The sequence below is a fragment of the Pedobacter ginsenosidimutans genome (assembly GCF_001442625.1).
Taxonomy (GTDB): Bacteria; Bacteroidota; Bacteroidia; order Sphingobacteriales; family Sphingobacteriaceae; genus Pedobacter; species Pedobacter ginsenosidimutans.
Window position 1 is genome coordinate 26,374 of sequence record NZ_LMZQ01000023.1, and the last position, 13,876, is coordinate 40,249.

At 36.7% G+C, this 13,876-nt stretch carries 11 protein-coding genes; 10 read left to right on the forward strand and 1 reads right to left on the reverse strand.

Annotated elements, in window-relative coordinates:
- Positions 1 to 54: 54 nt before the first annotated feature.
- Positions 55 to 732 (reverse strand): acetyltransferase, encoded by a 678-nt coding sequence (locus tag ASU31_RS20730; RefSeq protein ID WP_057934182.1) that lies wholly within the window; start codon positions 730 to 732, stop codon positions 55 to 57.
- A 717-nt stretch (positions 733 to 1,449) separates the two neighbouring features.
- Here ASU31_RS20730 and ASU31_RS20735 point away from each other — a divergent pair.
- The 10 genes from ASU31_RS20735 to ASU31_RS20780 all read left to right on the forward strand — a co-directional run bounded on the left by ASU31_RS20735 (position 1,450) and on the right by ASU31_RS20780 (position 13,790).
- A complete protein-coding gene (locus ASU31_RS20735) occupies positions 1,450 to 2,208 on the forward strand; it encodes a polysaccharide biosynthesis/export family protein (protein ID WP_057934183.1) in 759 nt (252 codons plus the stop codon).
- 22 nt (positions 2,209 to 2,230) lie between these two features.
- Complete coding sequence (locus ASU31_RS20740) at positions 2,231 to 4,519, forward strand: GumC family protein (RefSeq protein WP_057934184.1); 2,289 nt, start codon at positions 2,231 to 2,233, stop codon at positions 4,517 to 4,519.
- 337 nt (positions 4,520 to 4,856) lie between these two features.
- On the forward strand, positions 4,857 to 5,405 hold the full coding sequence (locus ASU31_RS20745; protein ID WP_057934185.1) for a UpxY family transcription antiterminator: 549 nt from the start codon (positions 4,857 to 4,859) through the stop codon (positions 5,403 to 5,405).
- Positions 5,398 to 6,696 (forward strand): nucleotide sugar dehydrogenase, encoded by a 1,299-nt coding sequence (locus tag ASU31_RS20750; protein ID WP_057934186.1) that lies wholly within the window; start codon positions 5,398 to 5,400, stop codon positions 6,694 to 6,696. Before ASU31_RS20745 ends, ASU31_RS20750 begins: the two co-directional genes overlap by 8 nt.
- A gap of 4 nt (positions 6,697 to 6,700) precedes the next feature.
- Positions 6,701 to 8,143 carry a lipopolysaccharide biosynthesis protein gene (locus ASU31_RS20755; protein ID WP_057934187.1) on the forward strand — a complete coding sequence of 481 codons (1,443 nt, stop codon included), beginning with the start codon at positions 6,701 to 6,703 and terminating at the stop codon, positions 8,141 to 8,143.
- Positions 8,140 to 9,297, forward strand: a complete 1,158-nt coding sequence (locus ASU31_RS20760; protein ID WP_057934188.1) for a DegT/DnrJ/EryC1/StrS family aminotransferase — start codon at positions 8,140 to 8,142, stop codon at positions 9,295 to 9,297. The genes ASU31_RS20755 and ASU31_RS20760 overlap by 4 nt, the downstream gene beginning before the upstream one ends.
- Before the next feature lie 14 nt (positions 9,298 to 9,311).
- Positions 9,312 to 10,181, forward strand: coding sequence for a glycosyltransferase (locus ASU31_RS20765; protein ID WP_057934189.1), 870 nt, complete (start codon positions 9,312 to 9,314; stop codon positions 10,179 to 10,181).
- A gap of 6 nt (positions 10,182 to 10,187) precedes the next feature.
- Positions 10,188 to 11,282: a glycosyltransferase family 4 protein gene (locus ASU31_RS20770; protein WP_057934190.1), complete on the forward strand. Its 1,095-nt coding sequence runs from the start codon at positions 10,188 to 10,190 to the stop codon at positions 11,280 to 11,282.
- Positions 11,279 to 12,496, forward strand: coding sequence for an O-antigen ligase family protein (locus tag ASU31_RS20775; protein ID WP_057934191.1), 1,218 nt, complete (start codon positions 11,279 to 11,281; stop codon positions 12,494 to 12,496). The genes ASU31_RS20770 and ASU31_RS20775 overlap by 4 nt, the downstream gene beginning before the upstream one ends.
- A gap of 19 nt (positions 12,497 to 12,515) precedes the next feature.
- Entirely contained in the window at positions 12,516 to 13,790 is a 1,275-nt protein-coding gene (locus ASU31_RS20780) for a DegT/DnrJ/EryC1/StrS family aminotransferase (RefSeq protein WP_057934192.1), read from the forward strand.
- The last annotated feature ends 86 nt before the right edge of the window (positions 13,791 to 13,876 follow it).

Genomic DNA, 13,876 nt, shown 5'->3' on the forward strand with positions numbered 1-13,876 from the left:
ATAAAAAAGGGAAGTCATAAAAAATGGCTTCCCTTTTTTTGCATAAAACATTTCTTAAGTCTGTTTTACATCTTGTGCTTTGTTGAACATCACAAAACGTTTAGAGTCGCCAACGCGTTGAGGTACTGTTGCATTTGAAACAATGGCGTAATCTTCAGTATTCTTGTTTATAAAAACGCCTGCACCAATAATGTTGTGGCTGCCAATAACAATATCTTCCTTTACTGCAGAATTGATTCCTAAAAAAGAATTATTACCAATAGTTACATTTCCCGCCAGGATATTGCCCGATAACAGAACATTGTTCTGAATAGTAGAATGGTGGCCTATACGGGCACCAATAAGCATACAATTATTACCGATGGTTACAAAAGGTTGTATATCACAACATTGGTCGATGAAAGTGTTGTTGCCGATTACCAGATCTGGCCATACATTTGCTTTTGATGAAACATAATTGGCAAAACTATAGCCAGATTCGCTTACCCTGTTGTACACACTTTCCCTGGCACTGTTTCTACCAATGGCAATATGCATTTTATGGGTTTCTGGGGGGAAATCTTTAATCACCTGGGCGAGACTTAAAATGGGTAATCCTAACAGCATACTTCCTGCAGGAGGTACATACGCATCATCAACACAAAAGGCAACAACATTATAGTCGCTGTCATTCATAAAGGAGTAACAGATAAACTCAGCCATTTTTCCAGTTCCATAAATAATAACTTTCATATTTAATTCTTGTTTTTAGGTTTCTAACGAATTTATGCATAAAACAGGCTTTTAAACCTTTTTAAAGCATACTGTACATATTTTGCTAATTCCTGTTTACAGCTTTTACAGTTGCGCATTTTTTTACTTTTTGCGCTGCTTTTAAGGAATATTGCATTTATGTTAATCGTTTTATCTGATTTGATTGCCAAGAACATACCGCTATTAATGAAAGCTTAATGGTGTTAAGCAGAATGTATTTTTAGACAATTAGAAATGTATTGTAAAACAGCTTGCACAGAAATATGCGAAGCGTGGCTTGTTCACTACCTGGTTAGGAAAAAATAATCGGTTAAGCAGTAAATCCAGCCTTGGTAATCTGAAGCTTTTCTTTAAAATTTTATAAAAATCATTTTATACCCCTGATAAATTGTAGTATTAAATAGCTTTTTTAAATGTTAAAACATTTTCTGATGTTTTTTGAGTTTTGCCGATTAGGATCTTACCAAAAAACAGGCTTTTATGAGTGAAAATACTAGCAAAATATTATACAAGTTACGCGTTGTAAAATTTACAAATGATGTGCAATTTATGAGCACAGTATTTAAAATACTGTGCATGCTGGTCATATTTTATACAATTTAAATACAACCCCAAACTGCCTATAAAACATTGACGCTTAATTGCATAGCTTAGTTCTCAATAAATCGAAACAAAAAACTAAACATTACTTAAGCTATGAAGAAAGTAATATTATTTATCGCAATATATACAGGCATTATCACCGGATGCGCTCCCAGAAGAGATCTTGTATACTTTAGTAACCTGGCTAAACAAACCAGTGAAATTAAGCTTCAAGGTCAGGAAGTTAAAATTCAGCAAAACGACCTTTTAAGCGTAAGCATAAACAGCTTAAATCAAGAGTCGAATGTTTTGTTTGCTGTTAATACCAAAAATGCAGGCGCTGAAAACAATTATAAAGTAGAGGGTTATCGGGTAAGTAAAGATGGAATGATTAACCTACCAGTTGTAGGTAACATCCGCCTGGAAGGTTTAACCATAGAGCAGGCGCAGGCTACCATCTCGAAAGAACTAGATAAGTATGTTAAAAAGCCGGTAGTTGATGTTCAGTTAATCAATTTTAAAGTAACGGTAATTGGTGAGGTAAACCGGCCATCAACCTTTACCGTGCAGGGAGATAACATTAACCTTTTAGAAGCACTGGGAATGGCTGGCGACATGACCGTTTATGGAAAGAGGGAAAATATTTTAGTAATCAGGCAACAAGATGGTCAAAGGGTGATGAAAAGACTTAACCTGAACAATCAGGATGTGATGGATTCTCCGTTCTTTTATCTGAAACAAAACGATGTGGTGTATGTAGAACCTGATAAGTCAAAAGCGATTGAATACAGCCCCAATACACGCATTATGCCAGTGGTAATTGCTTCTATATCAGCAGTTGCAGTATTAATTACAGCTGTTCTTCGTCGATAAACGTCTCTTAAAACATTATATCATGCTTAAACAAAATATAAATGGTGGCGCAAAAGATTTTGCAGAAACTATGACAAGGTTTGCTAGAAACTGGCACTATTTCTTAATCAGTATCATTATTTCTATGGCTGCTATATATGCTTTTCTTTATGTTACCCCACCAAAATATAAAGTAAGCAGTACATTATTGATTTCTGATGATAAAAATGGTGCAGCAATGTCTAACAGTACCGCTTTTAGTGATCTTAATATGTTTCAAACGGTTAAGACGGTTGATAATGAAATTGAAATTTTGCGATCTAGAGACCTGATTTTTAAGGTGTTGAAAAAGCTAAACTTAGAGACTGCTTACTTTAAAAAAGAGGGGATTAGAGAAAAAGAACTTTATGGAAAAACCTTACCACTTGTAGTTACCGCTATCAGTTTAAAGAATGGAGCTTATGCCAGAAAAATTAATATTTCTTATCTGGATGAAATCTCTTACATTATTCAAGACAGCCTAAAGACCAATATTGTGAAGTATGGCGATACCATTAGTACTAAAAACTATGCCATTAAAATAGATAAAGGCCCAGCTTTTAAAGCCGAATTTGGTAAAATTAAACTCCAGTTTAAAAACCTGTATAAAATGACAGAGGCTTACAACCTGGTTTCGTTAAAAATAGTTCCGGTTGTTAAAGATGCCAATACCATTACCATTAGTTTAAACGATGCGGTTCCTCAGCGGGGAATTGATATTCTGACCGATCTGATTGAAACCTATAATATTAACAACGTTAATAATAAAAATACCATTGCCCGAAATACCATAAAATTTATCGATAACCGCCTAAAATACCTGGTTGCAGATCTTTCTGGTACTGAAGAGGATGTAGAAAACTACAAACAACAAAACCGTGTTACCGATGTTAATATGGATGCGCAGATGAATGCTGCACGCTCAGGAGAGTATAATCAGTTACTGGAAACATCATCAGTACAATTGAGATTATTACGGTCAATCGAAAATTATTTCAGAGGTAAACAAAGTCAGTTTAACCTGGCGCCAAGTGCAATGGGCTTAAAAGACCCGATTTTGAATTCATTGATTTCAAAATTTAACGATCTCCAACTGGAAAGAAATAGGATGCTGCGTACTGCTAATGCAGAAAATCCTTTGGTGCTAAACCTCAACGAACAAATAGCAAGCTTAAAAACTAATATCCTGGAAAACCTGTCAAGCATTAAACAAGGTTTTGTTATTGAAAGAAACAACCTGAGTGCCAACTACTCTCAATTCGATAATAAAATTAAATCTGTACCTACCATAGAGCGTGGCTTATTAGAAAGAAGCCGTGAACAAAGCGTAAAATCGGGTTTATATAAATATTTACTGCAAAAAAGAGAGGAAACTGCTTTATCACTTTCTGCTACCGTACCAACCTCTCAAGTAGTAGATAAACCGGCTTACAATACTATACCAAATAGTCCTAAACAACCACTTTTATATCTGTGTGGATTCATTTTTGGCTTTTTTGTACCAGCTGGAGTAATTTATGCCAAAGGATTTTTTAACAATAAGGTGCAGGATGCCAGCACTATTGAGCTAACCGGTGCCAAAATGCTTGGTGAACTTTCTCACAACCTGGATAAAAGCACCATTGTTTTTCAAAAAGATAACCGTTCTACCATATCAGAGCTGTTTAGGTACATCAGAATGAACTTAGGACTGATGTCTAACAATATCGAAAATAAAGTAATGTTGGTTACTTCGAGTATGAAAGGAGAGGGTAAAACATTCTTTAGCGTAAATCTGGCTACTACCTTAGGTATGCTTGATAAAAAAGTTGTTGTACTGGAATTTGATCTAAGAAAACCTGACCTTTTGAATAAAGTTGGTTTAAAGCAAACTAACGGATTAACCGACTATCTAATTGGTGAGTCTGTGTTAGATGATATTATTAAACCAACCAGTGTCTCAGATAATATCTGGGTTATTGGATGTGGCCAATCGCCTGAAAATCCTGCAGAAGTAATGATGAGCCCTAAAATGGATTTATTGTTTGATGAACTGAAAGAGAGATTCGATTATATCATTATTGATACTTCGCCGGTTGGCCAGGTGGCCGATGCCTTTAGCCTGGCAGAATATGCTGATGTAAGTATTTACCTGGTGCGTTATAACTACACCAACAAATATCAGCTCGCCATATTGAAAGATATTTGCGAAAACAATAAACTTAAAAATCCGATGGTTGTTTTTAACGATGCCAAACGGGAGAAAAGCCAGAAATACAGCTATGGTGGCTATGGTTATGCCATGGCAAACTAAATCTACCTCGTTTTTAAAAGAGAATACTAGTACCCTTTACCAAATAAACGTCCCCAAACGATTTAATTCTGTTTACAAACAATAAGGCCGTGATGCTTAAACTGCGCATCGATTAAAGGCATTAGCAGTTTGCAAACAACTCTTAATTAGATTGCCCTTTTGCGCAAAAAGCAAAATAGGATTTAAAAATAAAAATTGTCATGTAAGTGATATAGCGAAGCTGTATCCGGCCGACTGAATAAGCCTTTTAGCTAAAAGAACAGATACCTATCATGTAAGTGATATAGCGAAGCTGTATCAAATCGCCTAAAAACCAAACTATAACTCATCAAAAAAAATGGAATCTACAATTAACATCAAACCCTCGTTCGTAAAAAAATGGTTTGTGATCTATACCCGTCCACGTTGGGAGAAAAAAGTTGACCGTTTGCTGCAAGAGCAGGGTTTCGAGTCTTTTTGTCCTGTTCGTAATGTAGAAAATCAATGGGCCGATAGAAAGAAAATAGTTAGCCTTCCGCTTTTTACCGGATATGTATTTGTGAAAATAGATGAGCGTGAAGGTTACAAAATCAGGTATACACTCGGCGTTTTAAACTTTATTAATTATATGGGCAAGCCTGCAGTGGTTCGGGATAATGAGATTGAAAAGTTGAAACACATTATGGATACCTACAATGATGTAGATGTGGTGAGTTTAACCGGTGTTTCGAAAGGAGACCGTGTTCGGATCAGTAATGGTCTCTTCCATAATCAGGAAGGAGAGGTGATCCAGATTCAAGGCAAGCATGTTTTAATGTCGTTCGATCATTTAGACTGTGCTTTAGTTACCAGGGTGCCAATAAGCAACTTAACATTAACCGTAAATACGCAACAACATTATGTATAACGCTGAAGATAATCTGAAGATGACGGTAATTGGCCTTGGCTACGTTGGCTTACCGTTGGCAGTAGAATTTGCAAAAAAATACAAGGTATTTGGCTTTGATATTAACCAGAGTAGGATAGCAGAATTAAAAGCCGGATACGACAATACACTGGAAGTTAATGAATCTGAACTGAATGAGGTTTTAACCTTCGAATGCACAACTTTAAAAGGCCTGTACTGTACCAATGAAATCGAAAAATTACGCAGCTCATCGGTTTACATTGTTACAGTACCAACGCCTGTTGATAAAAACAACAGACCAGATTTATCACCTTTAATTAAAGCGAGTGCAGTTGTGGCTAAAGTTCTAAAAAAGGGAGATATAGTGGTTTACGAATCAACTGTATATCCTGGTGTAACTGAAGACGAATGTGTACCCATTTTAGAAAAAGGATCTGGTTTGGTTTTCAATAAAGATTTTTTTGCGGGTTATTCTCCAGAGCGTATTAACCCTGGAGATAAACAACATACCGTTGCCAATATCTTAAAAATCACATCAGGTTCTACTCCCGAAGCCGCCGAAAAAATAGACGCACTGTACCGTTCGGTTATTACTGCCGGAACTTATAAAGCTTCGTCTATTAAAGTGGCCGAAGCGGCAAAAGTGATTGAAAACGCCCAGCGAGACATCAATATTGCTTTTGTAAACGAACTGGCTATGATTTTTAACCAGATCGGTATCGATACTTCTGAGGTTTTAGCAGCAGCCGGAACCAAATGGAATTTTCTGAATTTTAAACCGGGCTTAGTTGGCGGGCATTGTATTGGCGTAGATCCATATTATCTGGCACAAAAAGCACAGGAAGCTGGTTATCACCCTGAAATTATTTTAGCCGGACGACGTGTAAACGATGGGATGGGTAAATATGTGGCCGATCAGATCATTAAAAAAATGATTGCTAAAAACATCCATATTGTGGGAGCAGAAGTACTGGTGTTAGGTTTTACATTTAAAGAAAACTGCCCTGACGTGCGAAATACCAAAGTTATTGATATTGTAAGGCGATTGGAAGAATACAAAGTTAAAGTAGCCATTCACGATCCCTGGGCAAATGCCGATCAGGCCAGACATAACTATGGTATTATTTGCGAAAATGGTTCTTCAAAAACCAGAAAGTATGATGGGATTATACTGGCAGTAGCACACGAAGCTTTTAATAACTTAAATATCACAGCATTGCGTAAACCGGAATGCGTGGTATACGATATAAAAGCCGTATTGCCAAAATCAATAGAAACGGTTCGATTGTAACGCCATGAGTTTAACATATAAAGCGCGATCGGGCATTATATGGTCGATTGGACAGCAGTTTGGTGTTAAATTCATAAACCTGTTTGTTACCGTCATATTGGCCCGTTTATTAAGCCCTGCAGAATTTGGCTTAATTGCAATGCTCTCCATTTTTATTGCTGTTGGTAACTCATTAATGGATAGTGGTTTAACAACATCCTTAATCAGGACACGGACAGCAGGACAAAAAGACTTTTCGACCATATTTTTTTTTAACCTTTTAGGAAGCATTGTTGTATATGGTTTTTTGTTCTTTGCAGCACCGCTAATTTCTGGTTTTTACAGGCAGCCCTTGCTTACCAATATTGTTAGGGTTTATGGACTAACCTTTTTAATCAATGCCTTTTTTAGTATTCAGAGTACTTTATTAACTAAGGAAATGAAATTTAAACTGCAAACAGTAATTCAAATACCTGCAGTAATACTTGGCGGTTGTTTAGGTATTTACCTGGCAAAAAATGGTTATGGAACCTGGAGTTTGGTTTGGATGAGTTTGCTAAGTGCGAGTGTTTCTACCGTTTTGCATTGGTTTTACTCAGATTGGCGGCCACGACTGATTTTTAATAAAAAAAGTTTCAGAAAGCACTTTCATTTTGGCTACAAGATGACACTTTCTGGCCTGTTGGATACCGTTTATCAAAATTTATACACCGTTATTATTGGTCGCTTTTACGCGGCGGCCCAATTGGGCTTTTACGCCAGGGCAGATAGTTTAAGTCAGTTGCCCATTGGAATTATTTCTACCGCGATCAATAAAGTTACCTATCCCATGTTTTCGAACATCAGCAATGATGATGTAAAACTTAAAATGGTATATCGGAGATTAATGCAGCAGGTTTTATTCTGGAATGCACCCATCTTGGTTTTTTTAGCGCTCATTGCACAGCCTCTGATTTCGCTGCTTTTAACCGATAAATGGCTGCCTTCAGTACCGTATTTTCAAATTTTATGTATTGCTGGTATTCTGTATCCGTTACACGCTTATAACTTAAATATTTTAAAGGTTAAAGGCCATAGCGGACAGTTTTTAAAACTCGAGATCGTAAAAAAAGTACTTAGCGTAGTTGGAATAATCTGTGTAATTCCTTTCGGAATAATGGGGCTTTTGTATTATCAGCTCTTTTTTACGGTTTTTGCTTATTATATCAATTCAACTTATAGTGGAAAGCTCATTAACTATCCACTTAAAGAACAGCTTCTGGATATCGCACCTATTTTAACGCTCTCAATTCTGTTAGGTTTAGGTTGCTATTATCTTGATGGCTGGTATTCAACACACTATACCATCAATAATCTTTTCCGAATTATTGCTTTAAGCATAATCTATGGAGTTTTTTACCTCGGCATAAGCAGCAGCATCCGATTGGCTGCACTAGTTGATTTTAAACAATTAATCCTCAAACAATGATACCGGTAACCAAACCCTTTTTGCCTAAACAGGCAGATTTTAAAAGCTATGTAAGTAGCATTTGGGCCAGACAGTGGCTCACTAATAATGGTCCCTTGGTAAATGAATTGGAGTTGAAGTTGCAACAATACTTAGAACTACCTCATTTATTATATGTTACCAATGGCACAATCGCTTTGCAACTGGCTATTCAGGCTTTAGATGTGAAAGGTGAAATTATTACCACACCGTTTTCTTTTGTGGCTACCACCAGCAGTATTGTTTGGCAAGGTTGCAAACCTGTTTTTGTTGATATAGATGAAGATACGCTGAACATAGATCCCAATAAAATTGAAGCTGCTATTACAGCAGACACTACAGCTATTTTGGCTACCCACGTTTTTGGAAATCCTTGTGATATTGAAGCGATAGACCGCATTGCAAAAAAACATGGACTAAAGGTAATTTATGATGCCGCCCATTGTTTTGGTACAAAATATAAAGGTAAATCTATCTTCGCTTATGGCGATGTAAGTACAACAAGCTTCCATGCCACTAAACTGTTTCATACCATTGAAGGTGGGGCAGTTTTTACTCAAAATCCTGAAATTTTAAAGAGAATGGCGCTGATGCGTAATTTCGGTTATAGTGGGGTAGATACTTTTTCAGAAATCGGAACCAATGCTAAAAACTCCGAGTTTCACGCTGCAATGGGGCTTTGCAATCTAAAACATATCGATCAGATTTTAAGTAAACGCAAAGAGCTATCACAGCATTACGAAATGCGCCTGAATAAAATCGAAGCCCAGTTCCAGGTTATTCAGGCCGATACGGAATTTAATTACGCATACTATCCCGTAATATTCCGATCGGAAGAAGTTATGCTCGATTGCATGAAACAGCTAGAACTTGTTCAGGTGTATTGCAGAAGGTACTTCTATCCATCTTTATCGGCCTTGCCATATATTGATAAGGTAAATATGCCGATCTGTGATTCTATTTCTAAACGCATTATGTGTTTGCCACTTTACCATACTTTAACCAGTGCCGATCAGGATTTAGTAGTCAGAATTATTTTGAGAACTCAGAATTACCGCAAAAAACAAGTGCTTAAACTCGCCGATTATGGCACCATGGTTAATGGCAGCATTGGTATGGTAGTTAATGGTAATTAAAAGCATCATTTAATATGAAAGAAGATAATAATGAAGTGATGGTTAGCATTTTTTGCATCACTTATAACCATTGTAAATTTATTGCTAAAGCGCTGGATGGTTTTCTGATGCAGAAGTGCAATTTTAAAACAGAAATTATTATAGGGGATGATTGTTCTACCGATGGAACCACAGAGATTATTGATGAATATGTTGCCAAACATCCTGATCAAATTAAGCGTTTAAAAGCGCCAAAGAACATTGGCGCTACCCAAAACGTAATTCGGGTTGCGCTAGAAACTAAAGGTAAATACGTAGCCACATGTGATGGTGATGATTATTGGTTAGACCCATATAAACTGCAGAAACAGGTAGATTTTTTAGAAAATAACCCTGAATATGTAATGTGCTGCCATTATACACGCGAAATCAATTTTGATGATACTGAGCTGTTTTACATGGACTTTAACCCTGTTCCCTTGCAGTATAGTTTTAGTGATCTGATTGTGAACAGGCAAGTAGAAACCTGTACCGCAACTATTGTTTACCGCAACATTGAAGCCATTAGAAATCTTTATAAAAACGATTGGTTTTTAAAGTGCCATGCCTGCGATAAACTATTGAAACTCTATTGCACCTGGGTAACGGGTAAAAAAATATACGTTTTACCCGAAGTAATGAGTTGTTACAGGCGTCACCCTGGAGGTGTTTGGAGTCCGGTTGCTTATATTCCATTAAAGAAGATGCAACTAAGCGATTTCTATATCATCATTAAAATTTTCACCTATACTGGTTTACAAAAGGTTAAACTTTTGAACTTTTATCTCAGAAAATACTTCCTCTTCGAAGTGAAATACAAAACCTTTGGAAACGCTTTCCAGACCATTAAAACCATAGTAAATTAATTCGTAATGACTACTAAATTATGCTTCGTAATCAACAGTTTAGAAGGTGGCGGAGCTGAAAGGGTAATTAGTAATCTGGCTAATCACTTTAGTTATAAAAACTGCAGTGTTACAATGATTTGCCTTAATACAGCTCAAGTTAAATATCAGATTAATAAATCGGTTAAAATTGTAAATCTGGTAGAAAGAAAAGATAGTCAAAATCTCTTAAACAGGATTAGATATGCTTACTTAACTTTTTACAGATTACTTTCTCTATTAAAGAAAGAAAAACCAGATTGTACCATTTGTTTTATGACATCGGCGAACATTTGGGCAGGTTTATGCTGTATGATTTTAGGTTTGCCTTATCTGGTTTCCGAAAGAAATACCCTAGATAGCACCATACTACAATACAACAAATTACTACAGTGGTTTATATTTCATATTTATAGAAAATCAAAAGCCATTGTGCTACCAGCTTTTGGAATGTTTAGAGGATTTAAAAGGATTAAGCAATTCGAAAAACTGAATAACTTTGAAACCATCCACAATCCGATCAATCAGTTTGTAAAACCAAATAAAGAGACCGTAAACGATAAAGCATTTATACTTTCTGTTGGAAGATTGAGCCGCGAAAAAGGTTTCGATCTGCTTATCGATGCTTATAGCCATTTACGGGCACCCAATGTTGATCTTTTAATCTCAGGTGAAGGACCTGAAAGAGAAAACCTCGAAAAGCAGATTAAGGATTTAAATTTAACGGGTAAAGTTAAATTGATCGGCTTTAAATCGAACCTGCAGGATTATTATGCGCAGGCAGAGGTTTTTGTGCTCTCATCCAGAAACGAAGGTTATCCGAATGTACTGGTAGAGGCCATGGGAATGGGCTGTGCCTGCGTAGCAATGGATTGTGAGTTTGGCCCTTCAGAGATTATCGAACATGGAATTAACGGATTCCTGGTTGCTAAAGAAGATATAGAAGAACTTTCATTGTCTATCGATAAAATACTTAATAACAGTCACTTAAGAAGTGAGTTTTCAGCGAAGGCAAAATCAATCAATAAAACAAATTCTATTGAACTTATTTCTGCCAACTGGGAGCAACTCATCATGTCATGATTAAAAAAATAATGTTTCTCTTTTTGTTGTTTGCCTATGTTTATGCAACAACATTCAACATCTTTATGACTGGGGTTTTCCGGATTCCGGCACCAATAGTTTTCCTGGCGCCGTTAATCTATTTCTACCGGACAGAAGAAACAGGCTTTCTATATGGCAAAGAATTATTCGTTTTCTTTATCGCTGCCCTGTTTTTTTATCTCATAGGTCAGGCAGATGTTACTGGTTTTTTTGCCTTATTAATTGTTGCTGCTTGCTTTGCCCTGTTGTTCAACTATGTTATCGGTACGAATTTAAAACGGATGAACATCGCAGTCGGATTTTTCTTTGGTGTATTGCTGCTTTCCGGAATCATTATGTTTATCGATCACCAGTACAATATGGCAGCTATTCGTTCGCTTTTGGTGCAGGAAGACGTATTGCAGGCACCAGCAGGTATATCGACCACTATTTTTACTTTCGGGTACCAGATGGCTGCTTTAACACCATTTCTAGTTATTAATGCTATACTGTTTAAAAGAAGCTGGCTAATTAACCTTCTTTTATTTGGGTTATCGCTCTCTCTTATTTTCTTCGGTATGCAAAGATCGGTTTTGGTTGCTTTTGCAGTGGTAACCGGATTATTTTTTTTAAGCTATTATAAAGCCAAATCCATTTTGATATTCGGTGTATTCTGCGCCATATTTTTTATCGCGCAAAGTTCAATTGAACAATTTTCTGAGGGAAAAAAACAACAGAATATTTTAAATAAAAGTGCCGAAAATGCGAAAGGTAAAGAAGAACGCGGCGATTTAATGGGAGAGAACATCCAGATTATAACCGAATATCCTTTTGGGCTATTGTTTTATGGGAAAACCTGGAACGATGTAGTGCAACACAACTTTGTTTACAAAAAAGGGCCTATCGTAATTACATCCCATAATGCCTATTTAATGTTTATTACTTATTTGGGGCCTTTGTTGGGCTTCATTTTACTCATTTTATTATATCGAAAAGTAGGGAAGATCATTTTTTATGCTTTTCTGCATATCAAGGATAGGAAAAATGCGCTGTTAATCTGTTTAAGCTGCTCTTTTATAGCTATATCCATCAACTCATTTTTTCATAACGAATGGCTTCTGGCAACGAGCGGTCCAACATTGTTCCTCTACTTTGCCATTCTACAACTCTCAAAAATCAAAATGGAAGACCACATTTTGGTTGAATACAATTAACACAATTAAATTGACGAATATGAATATCCCATTCTCTCCACCTTTTATCGATCAAGCCGTGGTTGATCAGGTATTAGAAACACTTAACGACAAATGGATCACCACAGGGCCAAAAGTAAAAGCCCTTGAATGTGAAATTAAAGCGATTACTGGAACTGATGAGGTGATCTGTGTAAACTCCTGGACATCGGGCGCTATTTTAATGTTAAAGTGGTTTGGTGTTAAAGCCGGCGACGAAGTAATTGTGCCAGCATATACCTACAGTGCCACGGCATTAGCTGTGCTTCATTGCGGTGCAACTCCGGTTATGGTTGATGTGCTTGATGATTTTAATATCGATCCTGAAAAAGTTCAGGCAGCAATTACTTCAAAAACCAAAGCTATAATTGCAGTAGATATTGCCGGCTGGCCGTGTAATTATACTGCTCTAAAAGAATTGATTAATCATGTTGATGTTAAGAAAAAATTTAAATGTCAGTCAGATAAACAATCCTTGCTTAAAAGGATATTGCTGATTTCGGATGCTGCACATTCAATAGGCAGTTTATATTACGATAAACCGGCTGCACAGATGTGCGATGTAACGATATTTTCTTTTCATGCCGTTAAAAATATAACAACAGCCGAAGGAGGTGCGATCTGCTTAAATCTTCCGGCTGCATTTGATCCTCAGGAAGAATATAACTACTTAAAAATGTACACGCTTAATGGTCAGAACAAAGACGCGCTTTCTAAATCAAGAGGTGCTGGCTGGCGGTACGATATCCTGTTTCAGGGACTAAAGATCAATATGCCTGATATCTGCGCTGCAATTGGTTTAGCACAGATCAGGAAATATAATCAAGAACTACTGCCGCAACGGAAAAAAATCGCTCAGCAATATTGTGAGGGTTTTCAGCAAGAAGATTGGTTTGTAGCACCGCCTTTAGTGAGTACGCAACGCGAATCCTGTTATCATCTTTTCCCCTTGAGGGTTAAAGGTTTAACCGAGAGACAGCGGGATCAGATCATTGATGACCTGGCATCTTTGGGGATTGCGAGTAATGTTCATTTTATCCCGATGCCAATGCTTACGCTCTTTAAAAACCTGGGTTATAAAATTGAAGATTATCCAATGGCCTATCAGAATTATGTCTGTGAGATTTCTCTCCCCATTTATCCGCAATTAACAGCTACAGAAGTAGAATTTATCATCACTTCGGTAATCAGTTGTGTGCATATTCAATTAAATAGCCATTTAGAAATTGATGAAGGTGGCTTTTCAGGACATAAACAAATGGCAGTAGCATCATGAAAATAAATAAGAAAAGAATATTCGATGTGGTTTTTGCCATTCTGTGTTTAGTATTGTTCAGTCCGCTTTTAATCTTGATTGCCATC